Genomic DNA, 26,692 nt, shown 5'->3' with positions numbered 1-26,692 from the left:
TTATGCGGTTCCTTCCCTGGCCATTTTTTCAATGGAACCAAAACCTAATTCCAATAATTTTTCAGAGTATAAAGAAACTAATTTTTCACAGTTCTCTGTAGCAGATATCCTGATGTGAATACTATTATTGCCTGCTTCCAGAGGGTGTCGTACCAAGTTATCCTCAATAACCAGATACGGTTTGCCCTCCCTTTGTAAGATATATTCCTCAGCCTGAATATCCTGCAACATTAAGACCCGCTCATGTAGAAATACTTTTGGCATTCTTCCACCAGCAGGCATCTGCATTCTCATCAAGATTGTTTCGATCAAAACCCCAGATTGATCCAAGCACTCCAATAGCTCAACCAAGAGTTGATAGTGCTCAGCAAAGCTTAAAAGTACTGGTGTTGTACCCACCGGTAACTGAGAAATTGCTAGAAAATCAGATTCACCTTTCAAGGGCAATGTCTGGGCTGCGCAAAGTTTAGGGGTTTGCGGATAGGGATTGCGCAGTAACCTACTGGAAAGCTCTATCACTTTACTCATACCGCCTCCGCCAAGTAAAAAGTGCTACCCTGGTCAACCCTAACTTCAGCCGTACAGTAATAGCCATTGAGAGCAATAGAACATACCAATAGCTTCTCTTCCTCTTGGAATCTACCCTCAACTCCGTGGCTAATAATGTTTAACCAGGGATCACTACCAAAACAGTGCCCCCACCTTTCATGAAGATCGGGAAGCTGCTGGAAACTACTGAGTAAACGGGTAAATATTTGTCGTATGTTTTCTGGAAAAAATGGCAAAGATAAAGTTAGATCCTTCCCAGCACTGGCCATCTTTCTGATAATTGTTGCAAACTCTGGTGTTGTGTTATAGGTAACCGCACAACCGGCTGTAATATCTTCCACTCTGAATGAGTCGACTTCCAAGAGCAATGTGCATAAACCAAAGCCGCTCCTGCCCCAATTTTCATTACTCTGCCAAAAGCTTAAATCCAGCACATTGGCATCCAGAATACTGACTAGTACATAACGTACAGCTGGATTTTGTCGCAAGTAATAGCGCAGGCTGTAACCCCAGGATGCACACTCATAAGTGTTCACAAAACTGGTCACAGGAATACTTGGTCGATTTTTCAGAGAGTTTAAATCGTCCGTATTAACGGCCCCAGTCGTAAAAGGTAGCTCAATCATGGTTGAACAAAGAAAGTGTCGGTTAATCTCAGCCCTTACCTCCTCTGGAATAACCTCTGTTACACGAGCACTCTGTTCAGATATAATTTCACCGATTTGTGCGAAGGCTTCTTGCAAGCCTCCACTCTCTGCAAAAGTAATATTTTCTATGGGGGTAAATGCCGCTGACTTCAGGTATAAGCTCATAGCCGATGCCCTTTCGCCTTACTATAAATCTCGAAAAAGCAGCGGTAGGAACTTCCTTCCATCTTGGTAAACGCCAGCAAATCCCGCTGGCGAGTTTTGCTTTGTACCTTACCCGAAGATACCAAGTGCAAAAGTAATTCGTTACTGGCAAATTTTGTTGCCAGCACTCTATTCACACTATGCATTGAGAAGATGGTGGCCGAGGTTTGCTCATTACAGAGATAAATCAGATACTCGACAATCTCCTGATCCGCAACAGACAACTCAACCTCCCCTTGATCTCGTAACCAAAGCACAAAGTGCATCAGAGACTTCACAAAACGGGGACGCACAAGTGTCAGGAAGCGATTAACACTCCCCAGACCACCTTTGCTAAGCAGCATCTCTTTAGTAACTGGGACACGACCACGGCAGTTCCCCAGTTGCAGCTTGCCATCCAGGAAGGGCTCACCAACAGATGACTGCTTCAATTCAGCACAGAGTTCAGGAGGCAGCATCAATGTAACTGGGAATGGCCTTGCTGCCTGTTTGGCAACAACCATGGCAAACCCTAGCTTTTGTGCCTCTATACCATGAATTTTATTGATATTAAGCTGCAAAACACCATCATCATCCTGTATCTCAGTCTTCCAGCTCTGCAGGCTTGGGCCACCGGGGTCTGTCATCAAGAAGTGACCAAAAATCCCCTGCTCCACCCAGTTATTCACTTGAGCCAGCTGATCTTCAGTCGCCGTCAGGCTCATCATGATGGAACCAAACAGTCCTATCATTTCATGGAAATGGTGGGCCAACCCCTCATCGCGCACCTTGTCAATAATTTGATCAATAACAAAAGTTTGTTCAAATTGTTCTAGTGGCTGCTTGACCGATGGCTCTCGAAGAGGGGCAGGCTCTGTCAGAGGGTCTTCAATGATCATTGAAGCGTCGAACAGACGCACACAGGCCTCCTCAAGAAGCCCTTGCAGTGAAGCTGGCACTGGAGAAACGGAAGAAAGCTGATTGATTACAAAGCTGCCGGCAATAGATTGCAGTTCCATAAGTTACTCCATGAGGTAGGATTTAGCAGAAGGTAAACTCAGGAATGTAGCAACGGTATAGCTCGCGTTATAGGCTCCGCAATTGCTGAAAACAGCCAGGTCACCAGGCTGTACAGGTCCGCCTTTTATTTCACCGATCACATCTTCCTTGTTACAGGAAGTACCTACCAGCAAACAGCTCTCTGTACTGCTCTCAAATTCCAATATTTCATCGCCACGCAATATCAGTGGCTGACTGAAGCGTTTAAAAGTACTTTCCGTTTTCGCTAAAAGAAAGTTCTGCGCCATGCCGCCATCACAGATTCCGTACTGCTGCCCTTCTATCGATTTCACGTAGCGAATCTGAGTTACAAAATATCCCGCACTGGCAACCAGAGCACGCCCACTTTCGTGGGCGATTTTTATGTGAGAGGGAAATTCACCAAGTAATTCCCTATATTGTTCAAAATTAAAATCAATACTTTCCCAATCCAGATCAAAGCCACCGCCAAGGTTAACTAAATCAATGGCATAGCCGAGCTCCCTCTCAAATTTCTCAACTATTTGCAAAGCTGCTTGCGCAGTATTAAAAGCGAGCTTTGCGAAATTATAGGATCCTCGGAACACATGGAATCCATCAACTTTCAACTCATGTTTTTTACAGAATGCCAATGCCATTTCAACATCACTCCAACCAAAGCCAAAGTGGTCTCTTCTCGTGGTTACCGGAGCCTTCTCAAATTGATCCAAGGTACTGGGGTTCAAACGAAGTATCAGCGGATTAATCGGACGCTTCCCCTGAAACTCCTTAACGATTTCTAACTGGGATAGATTATCGATCACCAGTGTGCACTTACTTGCAATTGCCGCTCTGAGGAAACTTTTATCTGCGGAAGGGTTATTGATATAGCGAGGGCTTTCACCTCGAGGGAGAAGATTCAACTCCCCCACAGAAGCAATTTCAACTCCATCTTCAAAAACATGACCACTACGTACGACAAGATCAAGGCAGCTATTCGCCTTTAGGGAATATATGAGAGATGTTCCCAGGCGGCCTTTCAGTTTTTGGTAGTTATCGGCAATATCTTTTAGGGAGTAGACATAGCACGGTGTTGAAAAGTGTTGCCTTTGCTGGCCCAGCTGGGCAACGAGCTTTTCCAATGAAGCTTTCATGATATCACCAGGATAAATTTAAATTCATTCTTATATAGGGCACAAATATTTCAGCCGTATTTACGACTTACCGGTCTAAAATATTATTTATTAATAAGCTAGTACGCTGCCCGCCGACCAAATAGTCTCAGTATTTCCAACTGAGAAAACTCATGCTTGAAGCTCTTGTTCAAGTTTTTTCTTATCAATTTTGCCGTTTGCTGTTAGGTCGATTGATTCAACAAATCGCACTTCCCTCGGAGTGTAATCAGCATCCAGATTCTCTTTCAACCACACTTTGAGCTGCTGTTGATTTTCGGGCGTGTTTTCCTGCAGTTCAACTACACAAACCGCAACCTCATTTTGAAACTTATCTAAAGAACCGAGCACTACACTGAGGTGTACCAACGGGCATGTATCAATTACGGCTTCCAAATCTTTGGGGAAAAGGCAAAAACCTGCTTGCTTGATCAGATCCTTGGAGCGCCCCCTGAAGTAATAGAAACCCTCCTGGTCCCGACTAAATAAATCGCCAGTAGCAAGCCAGTTATCATCCCGGTACAGACCATTAAAGATTTGTGCCCCCCCTTGAGCACAGGGATCGTAATATGCCTGCATAACTCCGGAGCCACGCACGAAAAGCTCACCAATTTCATTGGCCTCGGCCTCTCTATAGGCGTTGGTACCGGCATCCATCAGAAAAATTCGAGCATCTAGGCCGGGAATAGGCTTACCCACAGACCCCATCTTCTGCTCCCAAAGTTCCGGTTCCAGATAAAGGGCCCTTTTACACTCAGTGAGACCATACATTGAGAAAACATCGAGCGCCGGACAATATTCTTTCCAAGTGCGAATGACATACTCAGGTAGGTGCCCACCAGTATTGGTTAAAGCGCGAAGTACAGAAAGATCAGGTTTTACCAGTGTCAAAATTTTCGCCAAGGAAGCCCCCATCGCCGGAACAATGGGTAACACTGAAATTTTCTGATCAGATATTACTTTCAAAGCATGAAGAGGGTTGAACGTTTTATCGTAAAGAATTGTTGAGCACCCCGTTTTGAGGGCAAACAACACCTGGTATAAACCGTAATCAAATGACAATGGTGAAAGGCAGAGTATGCGATCCGTCTCAGCCAAGCGAAGATACTGCGAGAGTGAATCCAGAGAAGTAAGCACATTCTGGTGGGTGAGCATTATGCCCTTTGGCTTACCGGTACTTCCCGAGGTGTAGATAATGAGGGCCAGGTCAACACCTGTCACCCTGACAGGTGTACTGAGTTCAAATAATCGCTGCTGCGATCGATAAGTAGCCAGCGAAATAACTTTTTCACCTTCCACAATGGCTTTGGCATTGCAGTCGCTTGCTATTGCACTCACTGCGGATTGTGAGGCATCACCCTTGACGGGAACCACCACCAAACCGAGGTGCCAGGCCGCCAACATTGTTGCCACTGTAGGAATATCGTTTTGCGCTCTGATTACCAGCCTGTCTCCATGGACCAACGGAGTATCGGCCAACTGCAAAAGAGACAGAGCCCTCTCACAGCATTGATTTGATAAGTTTTCCCCAGTCAGATTTTCAAGGCTTCCACTCCAGAAGCCACTAATAACCCTATCGAACAGGTCGGCAAGCGAGAACATCATTAGTCCAAATATTTTTTTTAAAAATTATTCTATAGCTCCCGACTTCCCCCCAAAAAAGAAACTGGAGCTACCTAGATGGCACGATCATTTTATAAAGTGAGCTCTCCATAATGACAAGCATTATCTTGAAATCCTGTGATGAAGTTTTCATTCCGGCTCATGCAGTTCAGGAAAGTCATAATTTCCTAAATTTTTTTTATGTTGACTTTTGATTATTATTGAACAGGACATTCAGCAGAAAAATAATTTTATTGGTGAGCAGCAAAGGGAAACTATTTTTTAGTGACACCTTGAATTCCGCAAATCGGTTATTAATGTGCAAATTATTTCCATTATTAATGAGGTTTATCTCTAAAGTATCTCACCACTCTCAATAGTCACATGGCCAACCTAAACTTTTGAAATTGACATTATATCTTTAAGTTGTTGACCTTTTGTTACATTAAACATCTAACAAAAAAATTATTTACTGTGCTTCTCGGCATTAAATCCATCAAGCACCACGAACTCAGAAGCAACACAGCCATTCCAGTGCGCTCTTTGAGGAGTTATTGGCGACACTTCCATCAGGCTAATGGCCAAACCCTTAACAAGAATTGGTGGAAAATTAAGCCAAAAAAGGCTTTTAGAAGTAGCGGCTAATATAATCAGACCAACGCTTGGTTTTGATCATGAAGAGTCTTGCGGGATTCACTTGGCTTTTAATTTCATGCGGCACAAATAGTTTCACTGGAAACAATATAGGCAAAGCAGAAGCCGATTTATTGGCTTCCAGCCGCCGCAAAAACCTGAACCATCAGTCACTAAATATTTCCCAGGATGTGCTTGCGTCGATAGTTTTTTGAATCGCATTCCGGTCAATGCATCTCGCTACAGAAGTTGTAAACGATAAAGATGATTTATGTGATTTGCAGCCCGAGTTTTTACTGCATCAGTCTTATGAGCTGTCATAGAAAATCAAAGAGGAATTGAGATTGAACAGTTGGCCATTGCCGCTCACCCACCAGCCGCAAAAATCCAACATAACCTCGCGGATGATTTTTCTCACTCCATTAATCCTCATTGCGCTATTGCATCCTAACCTAAGCGCTGATGTGAGTAGGGAGTCTGTAGAATCCATCAGTACACCAGATAAAGTAGAAAGCAGCATTGGGCTGCTCAAGTTTCGCGATGGCGCCCCTTATCCCGATACGGCAGAGAAACTCTACGACTACCTGGATCATATGCGTGCAGTAGATAGCTTCTTAAAAGGCATTCAAGGGGCCTCGGTGCACGGATTAATGAAAGGCGCTCGTGAGCTGGGAGCTAAAGCCGCCAATGAGGTTTTAATCTTTGATCGGCTGATGAATTCTGAATCTCTATTTCTAACCGGAAACACATCGACGATTTACACCCTCGCCTTTCTGGATCTCAAGCGCGATGGCCCCACTGTGCTGCATTCACCACCAGGGGTTTCGGGAGCATTTAATGATGCCTGGTTCCGCTATGTGGAGGACATTGGTCGCTCCGGGCCAGATAAAGGGCGCGGCGGTAAATATCTGGTTCTTCCGCCAGACTACAAAGGCAATCTGCCCTTTGGGTATTTTCCCGTCTACCCTCGCTCTTTTCGAGTATGGGTATTTATGCGCTCACCTGGGGAACAGCCATTGGAAGCCGCCGCCCAAAGTGTCAAAGACCACCTCAGGATTTACCCCCTCTCCAGAAAGGGAACCCCCCCGCCGATGGTGTTCATTAGCGCTTCGGGCAAGGCCTTCAATACCATTCATCCCAACAACTACAAATTTTATAAACACCTCAATGAAGTCATTCAGTACGAATGGATTGGCATGCTGAACCCGGAAACTCGCGGCCTGTTTGCCTCTATTGGTATCGAAAAAGGCAAAGCGTTTAGCCCCGATGAACGCATGACCAAGATCCTTACCGATGCCGTTGCCATCGGCAATGGCATCGCCCGCTCTATCGTCTGGTATCCCCGCACCGACAAATCCCTTGCCGATATCAAGATCTACCCCGGCACCGACAGCGCCTGGGTAATGGCATTTCCCGGCAAGAATATTTTCTTTAATGGCCCCGATGGCAAAACCATCAATAGCGATGCACGGGTCAGCTATTTCTACCCCTACACTGGGGTAAGTCCGGCAATGATTGCCCTTGAGCCCGGCAAGGGCTCTGATTACGCCATCGCCTTTGTCGATGAAAATAAGGAGCCCTTCGATGGCACCAAGAAGTACAAACTGCACTTACCGCCGGAGGTGCCTGTCAACGCTTTCTGGGCCGTTAATATCTACGACAGCCAGACCCGCTCACAGCTCAAGACAAGCCAGAAATTCCCCTCGGTAAGCAGCCAGAGCAAAGGGGTCAAACAAAATTCCGACGGCTCTTACGATATCTACTTTGGTCCCCAAGCCCCCAAGGGCTTCGAACACAACTGGCTGGAGACAGTACCGGGCAAGGGTTTTTTTGTGATATTGCGACTCTATGGCCCCCTGGGGCCCTGGCTAGAGAAGACCTGGCGCCCAGGAGAGGTTGAGCCCACAGACTATTGATCGGCAGGGGCCAGCCGGCGACGGTAGTTACGCGGCGTATCCGAAAACCACCGCCGACAAGCGCGCTGAAAAGTGCTCTGCTCCGCATATCCCAGCAGCCCGGTAATCTGTCCCAGAGCCAGCCCGGTATTTGCCAAGTACTCCGCAGCCATCTCCCTGCGCACCAGGTCCAACAAGGCATCAAAGCGCAAACCCTCACCTGCCAGACGTCTCTGCAGAGTACGTGGGTGCAGACTTAAGTGGGCCGCGACCACCCCCACCTGATACTGGCCAGTAGGCAGCAATTGCCGCATCAAGTCCCTAACCTGTGTACTCAGAGAGGCATCAGAAGAAACAGACTGCTGCTCTAAATAATTGATGGCCAACCGTTTGGTAACCGGATCGGCACAAGCGAGCGGAGTATCCAGCTGCTCTGCCGGGTACTCCATGGCGCAGTAACCGGAAAGGAATTCCACCGGGCAGGAAAAGTATTCAAAGTAATCGGCGGGATCGGTCAGAGCGGCATGTGGCAACAGGACTCGCTGCGGTGCCACATTCGCGCCCATCAGCATTTGCAACATCACCAGCGCATTCCCCAAGGTTTGCTCATGGATCTGATGAAAGCACGATAAAGCCGGATCGAGTTGATCGAATACCAGGCGCTCTAAAGTACCACCAGGGACCGATTCAATCCGCAAGTGAATAGCGGGGCTGTGCAATGACATAAATCTAGCCACCACCAGAATCGCCTCTCTGGCCGAAGTGGAGTTGCAGGCTATCACCGCAATCCCCCCCAATCGATCGACCCCCTGTCTTGCTGCCAGACGAAGGGCAAAGTCAGCGCACTGTAACCGCTCGGCGGTTAGCTCCAGCAAGCGCGCTACCTCCAAGTGTGACAGCAAGCGGCTATCCGATATGACAATATCCTCAGGAATACTGAATTTCGTAAGAAATGTGCGGGCATCTCCTCCAAGCTCCGATGCCAGTTCGCTATACCCCGTAAGCACACTGGCTCGTATCAAACTACCCATTGCTCCTCCAGGGCGCCAGCTGACGCCTCAAGATAATTTTTTGTCGCAATGTAGCAATAAAAAGGCTCCACATCTACGCAGTCTATTGCGTCTAAAGACACAAGAAGGATGATGATTTTGCAACCACTTCACTTTGATTTGCTAATTATTGGAGCCGGGCTTTCCGGTATCGGAACCGCCTGCCACCTGCGCCGCGAATGCCCCTCCAAGAAAATTGCCATCCTAGAGCGTCGCTCTCAAATCGGAGGCACCTGGGATTTATTCCGCTACCCAGGTATTCGTTCGGATTCAGATATGTTCACCTTTGGCTTTGACTTCCGCCCATGGCCGGGACTGAAAGTACTGGCTGATGGACCCTCTATCCGCCAATACCTCATTGATACTGCAGACGAGTATGCAGTTAGTAGAGATATTCACTTTAATGTCGACCTCTTCAGCGCCAACTGGGATAGCCAAAAAGAACTATGGATTCTGCAGGGAAGCAATACTCAGAGCGGCAAGCCCTGTTACTACAGCTGTAAGTTTTTAATCTCATGTACCGGGTATTACGATCATTCCCAGGGATATCTCCCAAAAATTCCTGGTGCCGAACAGTTTCAGGGTGACTACATCCACCCCCAGCACTGGCCGGAAGAACTGGATTACCAAAACAAAAAAATTGTTGTGATTGGCAGTGGTGCCACCGCTATTACCCTGGTACCCGCCCTGGCTGATCAAGCCAAGCATGTCACCATGTTACAGCGCTCTCCTAGTTATGTTATTTCCGTACCCGCGTTCGATAAACTCTCGGCGCTGTTACTAAAGTTTCTACCAAAATCCTGGGTTTTTAATTTTGCGCGCTGGCGAAATATAAAAATACAACGCTGGCTCTTTAAGGCTTCTAAACACTGGCCACATTTTATGCGTAAACTGTTCCTGCGGGGTGTTCGCAAAAGCCTACCCAACGACTTTGATATGCGTCACTTCACACCGAGCTACAGCCCCTGGGATCAACGTATTTGCGCAGTGCCCGATGATGATTTCTTTGCAGCAATAAAATCAGGCAAAGCCTCAGTAGAAACTGGGGAGATAAAAGCCATTGACAAACAGGGTATCGAGTTGGAATCAGGGCAACAGATCGATGCGGATATCATTATCACAGCTACCGGATTAAATATCCAAGTGCTCGGAGGCATGCAGCTGAGTGTTGATGGCAAGAAAGTACCCATCAGTGAGAAGCTCACTTACAAAGCTGTGCTCTTAGAAGGTGTCCCCAATATGTCTTGGGTGTTTGGATATACTAATGCCCCCTGGACCCTAAAAGCAGATATCTCTGCACGCTACATCTGCCGTTTAATCAATTATATGGACGAGCATCAACTTGATATATGTCTACCGGTTGATAGCGAGGGGTGCGCAGAAAGTGACTCTGTGATGAGCAGCCTGAGTTCCGGTTATGTCAGAAGAGGTAATCATGCACTTCCCCGCCAGGGGAATAAATATCCGTGGCGCCTACTGAACAATTACGAACAGGATTGCAAAATTTTACTACAGGGATCTATTGCGGATGGAATCCTTACCTTTCAGAAGGGAAAAAATGCTATAGAGCCAGAAACAACACGATTAACAAGCAATCAAACAGAGGAAATCGCTACTCATTGAACCTCACTTACAAATATTAAAAATCAACTTTTCATCATGGGCCACACATCTTTTTTAATACACCTTCGCTATAGAAATTAGATAATGTGGCCTTACAAGCCCACACATAAACAGTCAGAGTAAAAATCACCATGAATTAAATCTTTATATTTTATCTCCAAGAAACTCTAAAGTTCGCAATCTCTTCCAGAGCACCATTACCTTCAAGCATTTCTACCCAGGTGCTTCATCCATAAACACTCCGAATCAAGCCCGGAAGATTTAAAACACAAAGATTTACATAACACTAAACCATCTCCAACAAGAAGTATAAGAAATGGCATTACGGCTGCTCCTCTGGAGCATTTATATTCATAGGTTCTGGAGTAACCAGATTCCACCAAAAATCAAACTTATCCATAAGGGAAAGCAATACCTTTAATTGCCCCACATCCCCATCAATTTTCACCGCACCTTCATTCATTTTTTCCTCTATAGAGGATGCGCCCAGGATAATATCGTTGAGATCATTGCGATTAAGAGTAACGAAACTTTGGGGCTTTTCTATTGGGGGGCCGTAGTTGAGCACAGCATTCTCAAGAACAAGAGAGTAAGCTTCCTGTATGTCCGGCAAACTAATATTAATAGCAATCTGCTTCCCGGTGGCCTTGGGACCATTTAATCGAATCCCCAGGTAATCAAAAATAAGTACGGTAGGCATACTGCGGATTGTATCGGCGCTTGCTGTTAATGGTACTGGCAATCGCTCTATACCATCGCGCAACTCCCTGGCGCCACTTAAAAAAAAGTTTCTCCAGGTTCCATTTTCTTGTTGGTAACCCATCTGCTCCAGCGCATTCGCCAGCAGATCACGTGCGGCGCGGTTGTTAGGCTCAGCAGAAACGAGCTTATCCAACACCTCCGCCACCCAGCGGTATTCTCCAGCCTCATAGTCCTTTTTGGCTTGTTTTATGACATTAGCGGCCCCACCCATATATTGGACGTATTTTTTACCCGCAGCAGTGGGTGGCATCGGGTAGAGACGCGCTGGATTTCCATCGAAAAACCCAAGGTAATAGTTCCATACCGCGCGGGTATCGTGATTGACACTGCCATAATATCCACGATTGGCCCAGTATTGGGAAAGCTCTGGGGGCAGTTGCATTAACTCAGCAGTCTGGACCATGTTATAGCCATGATTAGCCAATCGCAGGGTCTGGTCATTGAGGTACTTATACAGGTCGCGCTGCTTTTTCAAGTGGTTGACGACCTTCTCCTGCCCCCAGGTGGGCCAGTGGTGTGGAGCAAAGAGCACCTCCGCCTGCCCCCCCCAACGCTGAAGTGTCTCATTGAGATAGCGGGACCAGGCCCGGGCATTGCGCACCTTGGCGCCGCGCAGGGTATAAAGGTTGTGCAGTGTGTGAGTGGCATTCTCCGCAGCAGTAAGCGCCTTTAATTCGGGAATATAAAAGTGCATTTCTGCTGGGGCCTCGGAGCCCGGTGCCATCAAAAACTCAAACGTGAGGCCATCAATTTTTCTTGTTTCACCAGTTTTACTGATCGTATCAGTAGGCTCAATCAGAGTGACGGTACCTGTGGACGTTTCCAGCCCCAAGCCCGATCCCAGAGTACCCATTGGGCCTTTGGGTATAAGGTTGCCATACATAAAACTGGCACGGCGTGCCATATGATTACCGGCAAACACATTTTCACTGACCGCCTCAATTAAAAAATCTTTGGGTGCGATCACTTTCACCTTGCCAGATTTTACCTCCTCCTCATTAACTACCCCACGTACACCGCCGTAATGATCGACATGGCTGTGGGTATAAATCACTGCCACTATCGGTTTATTTCCCCGGTGCTCACGATATAAATCCAAGCCGGCTTTTGCGGTTTCCGTAGAGATTAAGGGATCCATAACAATGACCCCGGTATCCCCTTCAATAAAAGTGATATTGGAAAGATCTGCGCTGCGTACCTGATAAATATGCGGAATCACTTCATAGAGACCGCCCTGGGAAATTAACTGGAGCTGGCGCCAGAGGCTTGGATTAGCGGTGGCTGGGGCTTGTTGATCATTCGCGAACTGAAAGGCCTGCAGATTCCATACTTGATTGCCTTTTTCATTGTTGATAATGCCGTCATTCAAAAGCGGGGCAATAAACCCCCTTTTTACATCGGCAAAATCCTCTCGATTGGCAAAGGGCAGCTCTTTCAGCACTGCCTGATTTGCTTTTTTTGTAATCACGCTGGCAGGCTTTGGTTCATGTGCCAGCAGTGAGTAAGGGATGGAAAACAACAAAAATAAGATGAGAGTAGTATTTTTAGTGAAACTATTTTGGTGTTTTTTCATTTTTCTCACCCGATCTTAAGCCGCGCCAAACCCTGCAGCGGACCTGTCGATAAACAAAAAATAATGATAGAGGCCAAAACTCTCCTATAGAGGACAGGAGGGATTATAGGCAGGTAGAAGGCAATCGTTTGGAACTGACCCCGCGAAGAAAGGCGGGGCCAGCTAGGGTGTCCTGGCTGGGACACTATAAGGTGCGGCTCCGGGGGCACTGGGCAAGTCGGAAATAGTCCACCTCCCCAGGGCCACAAGTCACTGGCTACATAAATCCATCAACGCACATCGAGTAGATGCCGGGCGATAATCAGGCGTTGTATTTCGCTAGTTCCCTCGTAAATAGTGGTAATGCGTACATCGCGGCTCATACGCTCCAGCGGATACTCGCGGGTATAACCCACCCCACCGTGAATTTGTAGGGCCAGGTAGCAGGCTTCATTGGCTTTTTCACTGGCAAACAGCTTGCCCATAGAGGCCGCAGGGCCGAATGCCTGACCGGCATCTTTTTGCCATGCGGCTTGTAACAACAGCAAACGAGCACCTTCCAACTCGGTATATTTATCAGCCAGTTGCCACTGCAAACCCTGGAATTGCGCCAACTTCTTGCCGAATTGCTCGCGCTCGTGCATGTAACTGCGAGCACAGTCCAATGCCTCAAGACCGATGCCCAGCGCTAGTGAGCCAATACCAATGCGCCCACCGGCCAACTCGCCGGCGGCAATGCGGAAACCGCGGTTCTTTGCACCCAACAGATTGGCGGCGGGGATTCTGCAATTGTCGAAGGATACTTCATTGGTAACAGACGCCTTCTGCCCCATCTTCTCCTCGGCCTTACCGATAATCAGACCCGGTGTGCCAGCCTCCACCAGGAAGCAACTAATGCCTTTGCCTTTGGCCGCCTCGGGATCGGTTACTGCCCAAACTACAAAAATGCCAGCGAACTCAGCACTGCTGATAAACAGTTTGCTGCCACTGAGCACATATTCGTCACCGTCTTTCACGGCGCGGGTGCGCATGGCTGCGGCATCGGAACCTGACCCCGGTTCTGTCAGGCAAAAAGAACCCGCGGCATATTCACCGCTGCAAATCTTGGGTAAATACTTTTGTCGCTGCTCTTCATTGCCGACGGCCTGGATGACCTCGGCCACCATATTGGTAACAGAAGTGGTCGTAGCCGTGGAACTGCAGCCGCGGGCGAGCTCGGTAATCGCCAGGCTGAAAGCTATGGTGCCGGCACCGGTGCCACCGTAGTTGGAATCGATATTGATCCCCATAAAACCCAGTTCAGCCAAGGCTTTCAGCTTGGCCAGCATCAACTCGCGGTTACCGGTTTTATCGAGCTCTGCGGCGATGGGCTTCAGTTCGCTCTCGGCAAACTGACGCGCCGCATCCTGAATCATCTGCTGCTCTTCGCTCAGTGAAAAATCCATACAGTACCTACTTTATCGTTATCGCGGTTGGATGGGCGGCACAGGGCACCGCTCACTCATAATGTTGAGGATAATAAAATCCTGGCAGACATTGGTTGCCAATTCGCCATTTTCCCCTGGGAAATCTGCAATCAATAGAAAGGTTTGCGGTGCTGGGAAGTGTTTAGGTGTGTAGCCCTGTTCGAGCTTATCCCAGAAAGATACCTAAGAGTGCTCTCTCCCCCACCGTCTCGGCAACCTTGTTTGTTTATTATCTGCCAAGTGGTGAGCGTTTCGGCCATCCTTGACCGTTCAAACGCAGGCCTAGCGCCTGGTAGTTTTACCTTTAGGCTCTGGATCAGGTACCGCCACGGCAGTATCTGTTTTTACTTCCTCCATCACCACATAGGTGTGGGTTTCCCGTACACCCGGTACCGAGGCCAGCTTCTCACCGAGAAAACGGCGGTAACCCAGCATATCCTTAATGCGAATCTTCACAAGATAATCAAAGCCGCCGGCCACCATATGACATTCCTGCACTTCCTCAAGGCCTGCCACATGCTGGTTAAAGGCCTCCAGGGCCTCGGTAGCGGTGTTATTCAACGTCACCTGGATGTATACCACCAAGCCGGCATGAACCTTGAGAGGGTCCAGCAACGCCACATAATCACGGATAAAGCCCTCTCGCTCGAGGCGCTTGACCCGCTCCAGGCAGGGGGTGGGACTGAGGTTCACACGGCGCGCCAACTCCACGTTTGGCAGGCGGCCATGCCGTTGAAGAATCCGCAGTATTTGGCGATCGATACGATCCAGATCTTCCAACTGTCGAGACATTACAAAATACCCTACTGGCAATCACGCATTTAGGCGTGATATTTAACCACAACCGTCGCCAAAATGGCGATTAATTCTAAGCACTTTCGCACATAATCCGGTCTTTTATTCTGACCCTAGATATAGAGCTTGGGAGACGATATGTCGACAAACTTCGCCGGAGATCTCCAGAATGCCCGAGAGCGGGCACACGAGTATTTGCACGCCGACGAAAACCAATGTGTTAGCGAGCTCCTGGCCGCCCCCCGCCCCAGTGACGCCCTACGCAAGAAAATTCTGAACACCTCGCGCGAGCTGGTGCGCCACTCGCGCCAGCAGCGCAGCAAGCGCGGCACACTCGATGCCTTCCTGCAGCAGTTCGGCCTTTCCAATAAAGAAGGCGTGGCACTGATGTGCTTAGCGGAATCCCTCCTCAGGGTTCCCGATGCTGATACTGCCGACAAACTGATTGCCGAGAAAGTGCATTCCGGCAACTGGTCCAGCCATCGTGGCCAGTCAGATTCTCTGTTCGTGAACGCCTCCACCTGGGGGCTGATGCTCACCGGCAGCGTGGTCGAGCTGGACCCGGATATCACCGAGCGCCCCTCTCATTGGATGAAGCGCCTGATCAGCCGCATCGGCGAACCCATGGTGCGCACTTCTATGATGCAGGCCATGAAAATTATGGGCGGCCAATATGTATTGGGCCGCACCATCGAGGAAGCCCTGAAGCGCGGCCCCAAGGAAAACCTGCCCGGCACCCGCTTCTCCTTCGATATGCTCGGCGAAGGTGCGCGCACCATGGCCGACGCCCAGCGCTATTACGACGCCTATATGATGGCCATCGAAGCCATCGGCAAAGACAACAGTAAACGCGATGTCGTCGAAGCCAACGGCATCTCTATCAAACTCTCCGCCCTACACCCCCGCTACAGCGTATTGCAGCGCGAGCGTGTAATGGGCGAACTACTGCCGCAGGTAAAACGCCTGTGTGTGGCCGCCGCCAAATACGATATGGGCCTGAATATCGATGCGGAAGAGGCCGAGCGCCTGGATATTTCCCTGGATATTTTTGAAGCCCTGGCCCGCGACCCGGAACTGAAAGATTGGCAGGGCCTCGGCTTTGTTTTGCAAGCCTACCAGAAGCGTGCCCCCCATGTGGCCGACTGGCTGATTGCCCTGGGCCGCGACACCGGCCGCAAGCTGATGGTGCGCCTGGTTAAAGGCGCTTACTGGGATAGCGAAATCAAGCACGCCCAACAAATGGGCTTGAGCGATTACCCGGTGTACACGCGCAAATGCCACACCGACTTGTCCTACCAAGTGTGTGCAAAAAAACTGCTGGACGCGGAAGAAGCGATTTACCCGCAGTTCGCCACCCACAACGCCTATACCGTGGGCCTGATTTTGGAAATGGCCGGCGAGCGCACCAATTTTGAATTCCAACGCCTGCACGGCATGGGTCACCTGCTCTACGCACAGATCGAAGCCGTACACGGCAAGCGTGTACCCGTGCGGGTTTACGCCCCTGTGGGTGCCCACCGCGACCTGCTGCCCTACCTGGTGCGTCGCCTGTTGGAGAACGGCGCCAACAGCTCCTTTGTGAACCGCTTTATGGATGAAGACACACCCATTGAAGCACTGGTGCAGGATACCCTCGATTTAAGCGAAGCCTGCAACCCACTCCGCCACCCGCAAATTCCTGTACCGGAGAATATTTATATGGGCGCAGAGGCCCTGCCACGGAAAAATTCACACGGCATAGAACTGACCGACCCACTCGCAGTAGAACCCCTGCTGGAAGAAGTACAAAAACAACAAGGCAAGCACTTCCTCGGTGGCCCTATTGTTGATGGCGTAATGGGCAAGTCTGAAGAGCCGGTTTACAACCCAGCCAGCGGCGAAGTAATCGGCCATACCGCCAATACCGACAAACATTTAATTGAGCGGGCCTACGCCTCCGCCACCGAAGCGCAGATCGACTGGGACCGACAGGGTGGCAACAGCCGCGCTGAGATTCTCGATCGTATCGCCGACTTCTATGAGAAGAAAACCAACGAACTGGCAGCCATTATCTGCCTGGAAGCGGGCCGAACTCTCAACGACGGCATTAGTGAAGTGCGCGAAGCGGTAGACTTCTGCCGCTATTACGCCAATGCCGCGCGCCAACACTTTGCTGAGCCCACCGAGCTGCCCGGCCCTACCGGTGAAAAGAACCAACTGTTCCTTGGCGGCCGCGGCGTATTTGTGGCCATTAGCCCCTGGAACTTCCCCCTGGCCATCTTTACCGGCCAAGTGGTTGCCGCCCTCGCCGCCGGTAATGCCGTACTGGCCAAGCCCGCCGAGCAAACCCCAATCATCGCCGCCCACGCCGTGCGTATCATGCTCGACGCCGGCGTTCCCCCCAAGGTGCTGCACCTGATTACCGGTACCGGCGCCGCCGTGGGTAAACTGCTGATCGAAGATCCGCGCCTGGGCGGCGTAGCCTTTACCGGCTCCACCGAAACTGCGCGCCTGATCAACCAACAGTTGGCCGCTAAAGAGGGCCCGATCGTACCGCTGATCGCCGAAACCGGCGGCCAGAATGTCATGGTCGTAGACTCCACTGCCCTGCCCGAGCAGGTAGTGGACGATGTAATTCAATCCGCCTTCCTGAGTGCCGGCCAACGCTGCTCCGCCCTACGTATTTTGTGTGTGCAGGACGTAATTGCAGATAACCTGCTCAATATGCTCAAAGGCGCTTGTGAAGAATTGACCCTTGGCGACCCCAGTAAACTGGAAACCGATATCGGCCCAGTGATCGACGAAAAAGCCCTGGTCTTGCTGGAAACCCACCGGGAACGTATGGCCAAAGAAGCAAAACCGCTATTTGCCTTCGACGAAAACAAAAAACCCGGCCAAGGCACCTTCTTCGGCCCGCAAGTGGTAGAAATTGAAGATTTCTCCCTGCTCAAGCGCGAAGTCTTCGGCCCCTTCCTGCACGTGGTGCGCTTTAAAGCCGAAGAACTGGAGGACGTGATCCGCCGTATCAACGCCACCGGCTACGGCCTCACTTTCGGCCTGCACTCCCGCATCGAAGGCCGCGCCGACGCGGTATTCAAGCGTGTGAACGTGGGTAACTGCTACGTAAACCGCGATATGGTAGGCGCAGTGGTAGGTGTAAACCCCTTCGGCGGCCAAGGCCTCTCCGGCACCGGCTTCAAAGCCGGCGGCCCCCACTACCTGTTCCGCTTTGCCACCGAAAAAACCAAAACCATCAATACCGTTGCCACTGGTGGTAATACGCAACTGTTTAGCTTGGGGCAGTAAGCCTTCAGCGCTGAGAGAGCGGGCCAAGCCCGCTCTTTTTACTTTAAAATCACAATCACCGATCACCCCCTCCCCACCTCACAGCCCCACCCTATTTAGCCAAACCCACAGATGTCACTGTTAAATGGCAATAATGCTTAAAACAATGTAGCTACGGCGCTGTTCGCTCGATTATGCCAAAATCAAAAGCCACGAAATAACAAGGTAACTATGCAGCTTCTTATATCCACATTTTTACGTTCGTACTAATTATGTCTTAAAGACTGAATTTTCTTGTTTTTTTCGCTAGGCCGGTAGCTTATGGTGTTGGGATATATGAATGGGGATATAATACAGCTGCTTTTGAATACACTGTTATGAATCAAAAAGGTGAATTTATGGATGAAGTTAACGGCGCAATGGAGAGTGTAAAGGTTGGTTTGTCATTACTCTCAGATGCCATTGGACTTGCCAAAAAAACTAAAGATGCTCTGCCTAATTCGAAAGATAAAGATCTAATTGATAAGGGGCTTAACGAAGCTGAAAAAGCATCGAAATTGGCGGAAGCTCAGATTGCTCAAGCTTTGGGATATAACCTCTGCAAGTGCACATTTCCTCCTCAAATAATGTTGTCAGCAGGTTACAAAGAAAATATAGAAGATTTTCGTTGCCCAAAATGCTCTAAAAGTTCTATTGCTCCAAAGAAAGTAGTTTCCAGACCTCAGACTATCAAGCCTATGGGCCCAAGGTAGAAACTCATAACAAGCACATCAACTTCGCTCCAGCCACTACGTGGCTTCCGCCGAACAGCCCACGCTTTGCACGGTCTGCCGGTTATGCGGGGCGTTATATGTATGGAAGCATCTCATGAAATTTAAAGGTTATTTTTTCATATTGATTCTGGTTGTCTCTGGCTGTACCACCTACCAGTTAGAACCCGTAGTGAAGCAAGCAACCCATGAATCTCCCATAAAAATACACTCTTATTCAATTAGTATTAGTGAAAATACAAAAGTATGGACTAGGAATGATATTCTTGAAAAAACCAAAGAATCCCTAAATACTAGCGTTAGGCTAGACTCCGTCCCAGTACACACAGCCCAAGCTAAGAGCAATTACCACCTTGATATAGATATCAAATATTGGCACGGAGGTGCAGGTGGCGATTCTTTTATTAGTGCGCTGAGCTTAGGCCTCATCCCAACTTGGGGAGAAAATAAAGACCTCTTCATATATAAATTTGACCTCTATAAAAACGGAGAGCTCCATCATTCTAATACCTATTCAGTTAATGAAAAACATTATAGTCATATACTCCTACTACCTTTTACAATCATAGATTTAGTGTCGCCCAATAAACCACTTGAATACTATGTAGAGACCCTACATGCTAATAAAAACATATAACAAGGCGTTCAAAATGGACACTGATCTTGCCCCGTTTTAACGGACACCAAAGTCAAACAGACGAGGTGTCTTATGCCGAAATACAACAAACCTAGAAAGACTTGGCAGTATTCAAACGAATTCAAAGTGAAAGCGGTAATGCTTAGCTTGATAGAGGGTGTTCAAGTTAAGGAAGTGGCCGAAACTCTCGATATTCACCCTTTTATGCTGTCACGATGGCGAAAAGAGTTTCAGGAGGGGAAGATTGTGGCAGATAAACGAAGAAAGCTTACTGGTGCAGTCTCTAAAGCAGAGAAAGAACTTTCTAGGGTAAAGCGTTTAGAGGCGGAGAATCGTAAATTAAAGCAGGAGCTTGATTTGTTAAAAAAGTGGCAACGGTTTCTTGCGGAGGAACATCAGCAAGATATCGATTCATCCAGAGGTTCGGATCAGAACTAGGTATCAAAAGAACTTGTCAGTGGCTGGGAGTATCGCGCAGTGGCTATTATGATTGGCTGAAGAGGCAGCGATCGCACCGAAAACACCAAGATGATGATCTAAAGGTTCAGATTCAAAAGATTTCGGATGACTCTGCAGGGCGCTATGGTAGTCCAAGAATTTGGAAAGCCCCGCTGACCAAGGGATATGAAGTTAGCCGTAAGCGCGTAGCCCGGCTGATGCAGGAATTAGGAGTCGTAGCCAGAGTTACGAGAGTGACACGTAGGGCACCAGGCATAAAGCGTTTCCTAGCCTCTGGGGAGAATCTTAGACCGGATGGAGCTGTGCCTAAAAGCAAGAATCGAGTTTGGGTTGCTGACATAACCTACCTTAAAATTAAGGGGCAATGGCAGTACTTGTCAGTGGTGATGGATTTGTATTCTCGCCGAGTAATCGGTTGGAGTTTAGATACGAAAAGAACAACAGAATTAACCCGAAGAACCCTGATGAATGCTGTAAGGAAAAGAGGATCACAACCGGGATTAATATTACACACGGACAGAGGTGTAGAGTACAGAGGGTCCGAGTATCAAAAAGAGTTGAAAAAATATGGAATCCAGCATAGCTTGAGTAGAGCGGGTAAATGTACGGATAATGCCCATATGGAGTCGTTCTTTCATAGCTTAATAGCTGAACTGATTAGAGAAACTAGATTCCAGACAATGAGCCATCTAAAGTATGCTTTGGCTCGATATATTAATGATTTTTACAACCGTAGGCGGCTGCATTCAGCTCTAGGCTATCAATCACCAATAGAATATGAGCGAATAGCAGTATGAAAAGTAGTGTGTCCGTTTTATCGGGGCAAGATCAAGCCTCAAGAATGTCAGGGTCACCGACACCAAACAAAAGAATATTTAGACTCAATTAGTCTCACATATAAAAAATTCAAATATAGCCGTTGTCTCTTTGGAAGATCATACTCGCACTCAGTCTATACCTATTTCAATCGAGACATTTTCACTACAATTATTCCGGAATTCGCGCGGTGATTGTCCAGTCCATTTTTTGAAGCTTCGAGAGAAACTACTAGTATCACAGAAACCTAGTTTATAGGCAATTAAAGTGATAGGAAGCTCATGTTGTTTAAGGTATTGAACCGCTTGATATTTACGTATTTTATCCAGAATGATCTGATAACTGGAATTTTTTTCTTTGAGTTTTCTATGTAGGCTACGACAACTAATAGCAAGCTCCCTGGCCACTGCCTCTTGTGAAAAATCTCCTGAGGGCATCAGGTCAATAAGCACTCTATTAGTCATGCTGACTATGTCACTCTTCCGCAATCGCTCTAAATAACTTATCAAGGCCTGTTCATTAATGCTAACTAACTCATTGTTTCCTGAAGCGAGCTTCCGGTCAACAAACTCTTGCTTAAATCTAATCTCACAAGAATCAGCCGAAAAATTGATCGGACATCTATACATCCGTTGATGGTATTTAAGAACGGAAGGTCTCGGTCTCTGTAGATTAATAGATATTAAGTGTTGATGGACATCTGGGCATATCTTCCCAATGGACTTTATTAGCAAAGCCATAAAGGCATCTATAGCATGAATACTTGGTTCATAAATAAAGTCATCGACTTTTTTCCAAGATACTATAACTTGCTTCTTTTCATCATGTATATTAATTCTCATTGCGGTGGTGACCACCTCTGAAAATCGTGCTGACCTCAATAAACTTTCTCTAATGGAGCTACTCGACAAGTGAGCATAACTTAGAGCGTGAAGATTTGTATGTTTGACGTACTTAGTAACTTGCAATCCAATACAATCATCACCTGAGATAGCTTCGGCGAATTCCCATAGTTTTTTCATATTATCTAGAGGTATTCTTTGATTTGCATCCTCAATACATTTTGGGTCAATTTCTGCACACCGTAGGATTTCTTGGGCAGAACAATATGGTTTCAAGGTCTCAATAATGGGTAATACCCAGGTTGCAATGGTCGTGTGTCCATACTCAGCCATTTACACATATGTCCTAATTAGTCAAGAGATTGGCCTTATCGGCAAAGAAACCTATAAGCCAATCGATTAGCATCCACTGACTCATTTCCTTGCCTGTCAAGATTATCCTAACAATCTTGGCATGTTAAGTGAGTCTATGCTTTAAAAAAGCTAACCGACTATAACAATTAAAAACATGAAAAGTCTTATAAAAAAAGTTGTGTATCTTACCGGGCTGGCAGTAATCACTGTGCATCATGTTGCTATTGCCAATGAGCCGACTCAGCTTTTTTGGGGAGATATGCACCTTCATACCTCATACTCATTTGATGCCTTCTTAAGCCAAAATTATTCGGCAACCCCGGATACCGCTTACCGCTGGGCAAAGGGGCAACCGGTCATTCACCCTTATACCCATGCAAAAGTACGTATCGATACACCTCTGGATTTTCTAGTAGTATCGGATCACGCTGAAGGATTGGGCGTTATGAGAGCAGTGGTTAATGAAACAGATGAGCTCGATAGCGAGATGTCCTTTTATCAGTCGATGATGCGCTGGTTTGCCAAGCAGCATATTCGCTATAAGGTATCGATCAATGAGGGTATGGATATTTTCAATCAGCTCCTGCCAGCTAAAGCACTAGACTCGGAAACCTACCTTGATCCTGTCCAGGATCCAGCTAACCAGCCCCCGGAACCAGTGCTTGGAGATTTGAATAAAACCCGGACAAACGCCTGGAACGATATAATCGACGCCGCAGAGCGTCACAATAACCCCGGTACCTTCACCAGCTTTATTGGCTGGGAATGGAGTTCAACACCAACCGGGGCTAATTTACACCGGGTCGTGGTGTCCCCAGATGGTGCAGAAAAGGCTAAGCAGTATCTTCCTTTTGGGTCTGACCAGAGCCAGTATCCAGAGGATTTATGGTACTGGTTAGATGAGACTTCTCAACGAACTGGCAGTGAATTTATTGCCATTCCTCATAACTCCAATGTTTCCAAAGGCTACATGTTCGCAGAAACCACACTGCGCGGTGAGCCAATTGATGCACAGTATGCGCGCACACGTATGCGCTGGGAGCCCTTAGTCGAAATAACACAAATTAAGGGGGATTCAGAAACCCATTCAAAACTTTCACCGCGAGATCCCTTCGCCGACTTCGAAAATTATCCATTTTACTTACAAGCTGATCCAGAGGCTTACCGTATTGCTAAAGGTGACTTCATTAGATCCGCCTTACGTACTGGCCTTGAGATACAGGATAAGATTGGTGTAAACCCTTATAAGTTGGGTTTTATAGGGTCCACGGATTCACATACTGGTATGTCTACTGCAGAGGAGAACAATTTCTGGGGTAAATTTGCCCATGATTCCATACCAACTAGCAAGCGTACCAACACTGTCATTGGCGGGACCAAGGCTACTGGCTGGAATATGTCTGCTTCGGGACTCGCTGCCGCTTGGGCAGAAGAAAATACAAGAGAGAGCCTTTTCGCTGCGTTTAAACGCCGTGAAGTCTATGCCACTACCGGACCTAGAATACAGGTACGTGTCTTTGCCGGCTGGAACTTCCCTAAGCACGCCATAGATGCTGAAAATATCGCCGAATTGGGATACATCCATGGCGTACCTATGGGAGGAGATTTGACCAAACCACAAGAAGCTAACAAACCAATTCAGCTGCTCATACGTGCGGTTAAAGATCCAAAAGGAGCAAATCTGGATAGAATCCAAGTTGTTAAATCCTGGTTGGATACGACAGGAAAAAGCCATGAAAAAATATTCAATGTTGCTTGGTCTGGGGAACGTACTCTTAACAACCAAGGGAAATTAGATTCTGTGGGTGATACAGTAAATCGAGAAACAGGACAATATACCAATAAGATTGGTTCTATTGAATTATCCACTTTATGGCAAGACCCAGATTTTGATGTAAATGCACGCGCTTTTTACTATGTTCGAGTATTGCAGATCCCTACTCCACGCCATTCACTCTACGATGCCGTAGCCTCAAAAGAAATTAATGATGGAAGTATTCAGATACCACCTGAAGGGCCCGCGGTTCTCCAGGAGCGTGCTTACACCTCTCCTATCTGGTATACCCCTTAACATCTTTAATAAACCCGATAACTAAAGAAGCCTGATGGTTAATTTCGTTAATCCATTCTGATGAAGAATAGAAACTCTCTATAAATATCAATGGAGGACATTAAATGCAGTGGAAGTTTGAAGAACTAAGAAAAGAACCCCTGCTACACTTTTTCATTATCGCATTAATACTATTCATCGCTGCAGAATTTCTAAACAAAGATAATAAATTCAATCAAGAATACACCCTACTTATAAACGAAGACAAGATCATTGAACACCTCCAATTTCAGAAAAAAACATTCAACCAGACATTTGCTAGACGCTATTGGCAAAGCCTAACTCAAACTGAAAAATTCAACTTGATTGATGATTACATTAGGGAAGAAATACTTTATCGAGAAGCGATTAATCTAGGTTTACAGGAACATGATCAAATTATACGAAGACGCCTTATTCAAAAGCTGGACTACGTAACTGGAGGATTTTCTAGTAAAATAAGTATCACTGATGAAGATTTGAAAAATTACTTTCAACTTAATCAAGAAAAATATCGCATCGAAGCATCAATTACTTTCACCCATGTTTTCTTTGATGCAAGGCATTACTCTAAAGAAAATTTAGAGGAGACCGCCAAGCAGACTTTGGATCAACTTTTAAAACAATCAATCCCTTTTGAAAAATCCTCCCTCTATGGGGATAGGTTTCTTTTCCATCGAAACTATGTAGAACGAACTTATCAACTAGTAGCTAGCCATCTCGGAAATACTTTGGCGCAGAATGTTTTCGACCTGCCCTTAAACACCTGGTCTGGCCCGCTTGAGTCCCCCTATGGTCTACACCTTATATTGGTTAGCGATCACAAAAAAAGTCGCCTACCCAGCCTTACCGAGGCCTACCCCTTAGTTCTAGAGGATTATCGACGAGAAAAACTGGAAGTGAATAAAAAAATGAAATTTAAAGAATTGCTGGCTGAGTATAGAGTTGAGTGGGATAACTCCTTACCTTATGTGCCTATGGACACAACCTATGCTAAATAGAAGTCTCTACAAGACCATTACAACCATTATAATTTCGTTACTAGGTACAATCTTTAATAATCTAAGCTTTGCGCATGATGGAAGACCGCTTTACATTGAATTAAAAGAGATCTCGGAAAGCAGATACAACCTTCGCTGGAAAACACCGCCAGTTATGCAACCAGGTACTGAGCCTGAAGTAAGTTTGACAGGAAATTTTTGCCAAAGGCACTCAACTACATTAGATTTTTCTGGACGTCATGTTAAGAGCTATCTATGTCAAGCCTCCCACCTTCATGATTTTAAAGGAGCAGAAAACACCCTTAAACTAAAAATCTCATACCCAATTGCTAACCCTGCCTTATCAAGCTTAATTCAATATAAAAAATTTAAGAGTGACACAATCAACATCTTTAATGGCCCAAAGATCTTAGTAATAGACTTGCCTTACAAATTAACCATTTGGGAGTGCGTTAAACAGTATATCGAAGCTGGATTTCTACATATACTAGAGGGCTATGATCACTTGCTTTTTGTATTTTGTTTAGTATTTATTGCCCAAGGTCTTAAGAGTATTTTAGTCGCTATTAGTGGATTTACATTAGGACACTCCCTCACATTGGGGCTCGCAAGTTTAAATCTATTCTCCATTAGAATTGATGTTGTAGAAGTTTTGATTCCATTAAGCATTATGTTTCTAGCCGCAGAAATTGTATACGCCATTGAGCGAGGTAATAAAAACACTTTGACCTGGCGTTATCCTGCTATTGTAGCTGGTGGATTTGGGTTGTTACATGGGTTTGGGTTTGCCAGCGCATTAACAGAATTAGGTCTTCCACAAAGTCAGAAAATCATCGCTTTATTTAGCTTTAATATAGGTGTAGAGCTTGGGCAAATACTCTTTGTTTTAGTCTTGATTGCTTCAATTTTCCTGATCAAGTGGATCTTTTCAAGATGGAGCGTTTCATTTTTTTATAAATATACCTTGGCGCCGTCAAGCTACATTATTTATCCAGTTGGAGTAGTTAGTGCATATTGGTCAATCGACAGAGCTCTGGGTTTGATTTACTAAGTTAAGTAAACTGTTAACTTTAGGTTAAATCGATATTAATCCAATAAAGCATTTCGAACCCTGAAAGATCCAAAAGGGTCAGCTATATCGTATTATTTGTACTATCGCTATGAAAAGAATGCTGCGCTTGCAGTGCTGCAACTCAATGAAACATCGTTCAAATCATACCCTGCAGGGGTATCAGACCGACATATGATAAGATTCATAAGGTGCCAAACTTTCCATATCTGGTACATTCCACTTCATCATTGCCTCATAAAGAGACTAACTAAAACGTCAGTACAGATATTGAAGTCCCACTGAAGTGTGCACATTGGTGCCAATTAGGTGTAAGTGTTCATAGCTGGCTCTTTTCAGATTCTTTCATCTCAAGCCAGTAATCCAACCCTTAAAGTCAGTGTGCCAAGAGGTAATTTGCTTGAGAAGTGAGTATGCTAGTATTCGCTCGGTTTGTAACGGGTAGC

General features: G+C 46.8%; 19 protein-coding genes. 9 read left to right on the top strand and 10 right to left on the bottom strand.

Annotation, left to right across the window (positions count from 1 at the left end):
• The 5 genes from ACJJIJ_RS05400 to ACJJIJ_RS05380 form a co-directional block, all read right to left on the bottom strand.
• The gene (locus ACJJIJ_RS05400) at window positions 1–528 is read right to left on the bottom strand and encodes a hypothetical protein (protein WP_444938840.1); all 528 of its coding nucleotides are present in this window, start codon (window positions 526–528) and stop codon (window positions 1–3) included.
• A complete protein-coding gene (locus ACJJIJ_RS05395; protein WP_252085536.1) occupies window positions 525–1,361 on the bottom strand; it encodes a hypothetical protein in 837 nt (278 codons plus the stop codon). Before ACJJIJ_RS05395 ends, ACJJIJ_RS05400 begins: the two co-directional genes overlap by 4 nt.
• Window positions 1,358–2,398: a hypothetical protein gene (locus ACJJIJ_RS05390; RefSeq protein ID WP_252085535.1), complete on the bottom strand. Its 1,041-nt coding sequence runs from the start codon at window positions 2,396–2,398 to the stop codon at window positions 1,358–1,360. The genes ACJJIJ_RS05395 and ACJJIJ_RS05390 overlap by 4 nt, the downstream gene beginning before the upstream one ends.
• A gap of 3 nt (window positions 2,399–2,401) precedes the next feature.
• On the bottom strand, window positions 2,402–3,550 hold the full coding sequence (locus ACJJIJ_RS05385; protein ID WP_444938839.1) for a type III PLP-dependent enzyme domain-containing protein: 1,149 nt from the start codon (window positions 3,548–3,550) through the stop codon (window positions 2,402–2,404).
• A gap of 150 nt (window positions 3,551–3,700) precedes the next feature.
• Window positions 3,701–5,173: a class I adenylate-forming enzyme family protein gene (locus tag ACJJIJ_RS05380; RefSeq protein WP_444938838.1), complete on the bottom strand. Its 1,473-nt coding sequence runs from the start codon at window positions 5,171–5,173 to the stop codon at window positions 3,701–3,703.
• Between the two features lie 974 nt (window positions 5,174–6,147).
• On the opposite strand from ACJJIJ_RS05380, the gene ACJJIJ_RS05375 reads away from it, so the two are divergent.
• Window positions 6,148–7,719 carry a DUF1254 domain-containing protein gene (locus tag ACJJIJ_RS05375; RefSeq protein WP_444938837.1) on the top strand — a complete coding sequence of 524 codons (1,572 nt, stop codon included), beginning with the start codon at window positions 6,148–6,150 and terminating at the stop codon, window positions 7,717–7,719.
• On the opposite strand, the gene ACJJIJ_RS05370 is transcribed toward ACJJIJ_RS05375, so the two are convergent.
• Entirely contained in the window at window positions 7,713–8,729 is a 1,017-nt protein-coding gene (locus ACJJIJ_RS05370; protein ID WP_444938836.1) for an AraC family transcriptional regulator, read from the bottom strand. The two genes, ACJJIJ_RS05375 and ACJJIJ_RS05370, sit on opposite strands and share 7 nt — an antisense overlap.
• Before the next feature lie 111 nt (window positions 8,730–8,840).
• Between ACJJIJ_RS05370 and ACJJIJ_RS05365 the strand changes: the two genes are divergently transcribed.
• Window positions 8,841–10,370: a flavin-containing monooxygenase gene (locus ACJJIJ_RS05365; protein ID WP_444939566.1), complete on the top strand. Its 1,530-nt coding sequence runs from the start codon at window positions 8,841–8,843 to the stop codon at window positions 10,368–10,370.
• A 322-nt stretch (window positions 10,371–10,692) separates the two neighbouring features.
• Here the strand turns inward: ACJJIJ_RS05365 and ACJJIJ_RS05360 are convergent, their stop codons facing one another.
• The 3 genes from ACJJIJ_RS05360 to ACJJIJ_RS05350 all read right to left on the bottom strand — a co-directional run bounded on the left by ACJJIJ_RS05360 (window position 10,693) and on the right by ACJJIJ_RS05350 (window position 14,942).
• A complete protein-coding gene (locus tag ACJJIJ_RS05360) occupies window positions 10,693–12,705 on the bottom strand; it encodes an alkyl/aryl-sulfatase (protein WP_444938835.1) in 2,013 nt (670 codons plus the stop codon).
• A 269-nt stretch (window positions 12,706–12,974) separates the two neighbouring features.
• The gene (locus ACJJIJ_RS05355; protein WP_444938834.1) at window positions 12,975–14,129 is read right to left on the bottom strand and encodes an acyl-CoA dehydrogenase family protein; all 1,155 of its coding nucleotides are present in this window, start codon (window positions 14,127–14,129) and stop codon (window positions 12,975–12,977) included.
• A gap of 303 nt (window positions 14,130–14,432) precedes the next feature.
• Window positions 14,433–14,942 (bottom strand): Lrp/AsnC ligand binding domain-containing protein, encoded by a 510-nt coding sequence (locus ACJJIJ_RS05350; RefSeq protein WP_252085528.1) that lies wholly within the window; start codon window positions 14,940–14,942, stop codon window positions 14,433–14,435.
• 141 nt (window positions 14,943–15,083) lie between these two features.
• Between ACJJIJ_RS05350 and putA the strand changes: the two genes are divergently transcribed.
• The 4 genes from putA to ACJJIJ_RS05330 all read left to right on the top strand — a co-directional run bounded on the left by putA (window position 15,084) and on the right by ACJJIJ_RS05330 (window position 20,872).
• Window positions 15,084–18,230, top strand: a complete 3,147-nt coding sequence (gene putA, locus ACJJIJ_RS05345) for a bifunctional proline dehydrogenase/L-glutamate gamma-semialdehyde dehydrogenase PutA (protein ID WP_444938833.1) — start codon at window positions 15,084–15,086, stop codon at window positions 18,228–18,230.
• A gap of 377 nt (window positions 18,231–18,607) precedes the next feature.
• Complete coding sequence (locus ACJJIJ_RS05340) at window positions 18,608–18,961, top strand: hypothetical protein (protein WP_444888726.1); 354 nt, start codon at window positions 18,608–18,610, stop codon at window positions 18,959–18,961.
• Window positions 18,962–19,076: 115 nt separating this feature from the next.
• Window positions 19,077–19,616: a hypothetical protein gene (locus ACJJIJ_RS05335; RefSeq protein ID WP_252085523.1), complete on the top strand. Its 540-nt coding sequence runs from the start codon at window positions 19,077–19,079 to the stop codon at window positions 19,614–19,616.
• Between the two features lie 72 nt (window positions 19,617–19,688).
• Window positions 19,689–20,872 (top strand): IS3 family transposase gene (locus ACJJIJ_RS05330; protein ID WP_444938832.1). Its coding sequence is split into 2 segments (ribosomal slippage): window positions 19,689–19,971 and window positions 19,971–20,872, totalling 1,185 coding nucleotides; the frame shifts between segments, so codons are not numbered across the junction.
• A 150-nt stretch (window positions 20,873–21,022) separates the two neighbouring features.
• Here ACJJIJ_RS05330 and ACJJIJ_RS05325 read toward each other — a convergent pair.
• Window positions 21,023–22,066, bottom strand: coding sequence for an AraC family transcriptional regulator (locus ACJJIJ_RS05325; RefSeq protein ID WP_252085522.1), 1,044 nt, complete (start codon window positions 22,064–22,066; stop codon window positions 21,023–21,025).
• A 229-nt stretch (window positions 22,067–22,295) separates the two neighbouring features.
• Between ACJJIJ_RS05325 and ACJJIJ_RS05320 the strand changes: the two genes are divergently transcribed.
• The 3 genes from ACJJIJ_RS05320 to ACJJIJ_RS05310 all read left to right on the top strand — a co-directional run bounded on the left by ACJJIJ_RS05320 (window position 22,296) and on the right by ACJJIJ_RS05310 (window position 26,228).
• Window positions 22,296–24,158 (top strand): DUF3604 domain-containing protein, encoded by a 1,863-nt coding sequence (locus ACJJIJ_RS05320; RefSeq protein ID WP_444938831.1) that lies wholly within the window; start codon window positions 22,296–22,298, stop codon window positions 24,156–24,158.
• A 104-nt stretch (window positions 24,159–24,262) separates the two neighbouring features.
• Window positions 24,263–25,177 (top strand): peptidylprolyl isomerase, encoded by a 915-nt coding sequence (locus ACJJIJ_RS05315; RefSeq protein WP_444938830.1) that lies wholly within the window; start codon window positions 24,263–24,265, stop codon window positions 25,175–25,177.
• On the top strand, window positions 25,167–26,228 hold the full coding sequence (locus ACJJIJ_RS05310; RefSeq protein WP_444938829.1) for a HupE/UreJ family protein: 1,062 nt from the start codon (window positions 25,167–25,169) through the stop codon (window positions 26,226–26,228). Before ACJJIJ_RS05315 ends, ACJJIJ_RS05310 begins: the two co-directional genes overlap by 11 nt.
• Window positions 26,229–26,692 lie beyond the last annotated feature (464 nt).

The organism is Microbulbifer mixtoriginis (SeqCode) (assembly GCF_052467945.1).
The sequence above is the reverse complement of the archived record's forward strand: the minus strand, read 5'-3'. Positions and strand labels throughout refer to the sequence as shown.

Excerpts from the sequence above, each read along its gene's own strand:
- ACJJIJ_RS05400 (WP_444938840.1), bottom strand. The coding sequence starts at position 528 with ATGAGTAAAGTGATAGAGCTTTCCAGTAGGTTACTGCGCAATCCCTAT.
- ACJJIJ_RS05395 (WP_252085536.1), bottom strand. The coding sequence starts at position 1,361 with ATGAGCTTATACCTGAAGTCAGCGGCATTTACCCCCATAGAAAATATT.
- ACJJIJ_RS05390 (WP_252085535.1), bottom strand. The coding sequence starts at position 2,398 with ATGGAACTGCAATCTATTGCCGGCAGCTTTGTAATCAATCAGCTTTCT.
- ACJJIJ_RS05385 (WP_444938839.1), bottom strand. The coding sequence starts at position 3,550 with ATGAAAGCTTCATTGGAAAAGCTCGTTGCCCAGCTGGGCCAGCAAAGG.
- ACJJIJ_RS05380 (WP_444938838.1), bottom strand. The coding sequence starts at position 5,173 with ATGATGTTCTCGCTTGCCGACCTGTTCGATAGGGTTATTAGTGGCTTC.
- ACJJIJ_RS05370 (WP_444938836.1), bottom strand. The coding sequence starts at position 8,729 with ATGGGTAGTTTGATACGAGCCAGTGTGCTTACGGGGTATAGCGAACTG.
- ACJJIJ_RS05365 (WP_444939566.1), top strand. The coding sequence starts at position 8,841 with ATGATTTTGCAACCACTTCACTTTGATTTGCTAATTATTGGAGCCGGG.
- ACJJIJ_RS05360 (WP_444938835.1), bottom strand. The coding sequence starts at position 12,705 with ATGAAAAAACACCAAAATAGTTTCACTAAAAATACTACTCTCATCTTA.
- ACJJIJ_RS05355 (WP_444938834.1), bottom strand. The coding sequence starts at position 14,129 with ATGGATTTTTCACTGAGCGAAGAGCAGCAGATGATTCAGGATGCGGCG.
- ACJJIJ_RS05350 (WP_252085528.1), bottom strand. The coding sequence starts at position 14,942 with ATGTCTCGACAGTTGGAAGATCTGGATCGTATCGATCGCCAAATACTG.
- putA (WP_444938833.1), top strand. The coding sequence starts at position 15,084 with ATGTCGACAAACTTCGCCGGAGATCTCCAGAATGCCCGAGAGCGGGCA.
- ACJJIJ_RS05340 (WP_444888726.1), top strand. The coding sequence starts at position 18,608 with ATGGATGAAGTTAACGGCGCAATGGAGAGTGTAAAGGTTGGTTTGTCA.
- ACJJIJ_RS05335 (WP_252085523.1), top strand. The coding sequence starts at position 19,077 with ATGAAATTTAAAGGTTATTTTTTCATATTGATTCTGGTTGTCTCTGGC.
- ACJJIJ_RS05325 (WP_252085522.1), bottom strand. The coding sequence starts at position 22,066 with ATGGCTGAGTATGGACACACGACCATTGCAACCTGGGTATTACCCATT.
- ACJJIJ_RS05315 (WP_444938830.1), top strand. The coding sequence starts at position 24,263 with ATGCAGTGGAAGTTTGAAGAACTAAGAAAAGAACCCCTGCTACACTTT.
- ACJJIJ_RS05310 (WP_444938829.1), top strand. The coding sequence starts at position 25,167 with ATGCTAAATAGAAGTCTCTACAAGACCATTACAACCATTATAATTTCG.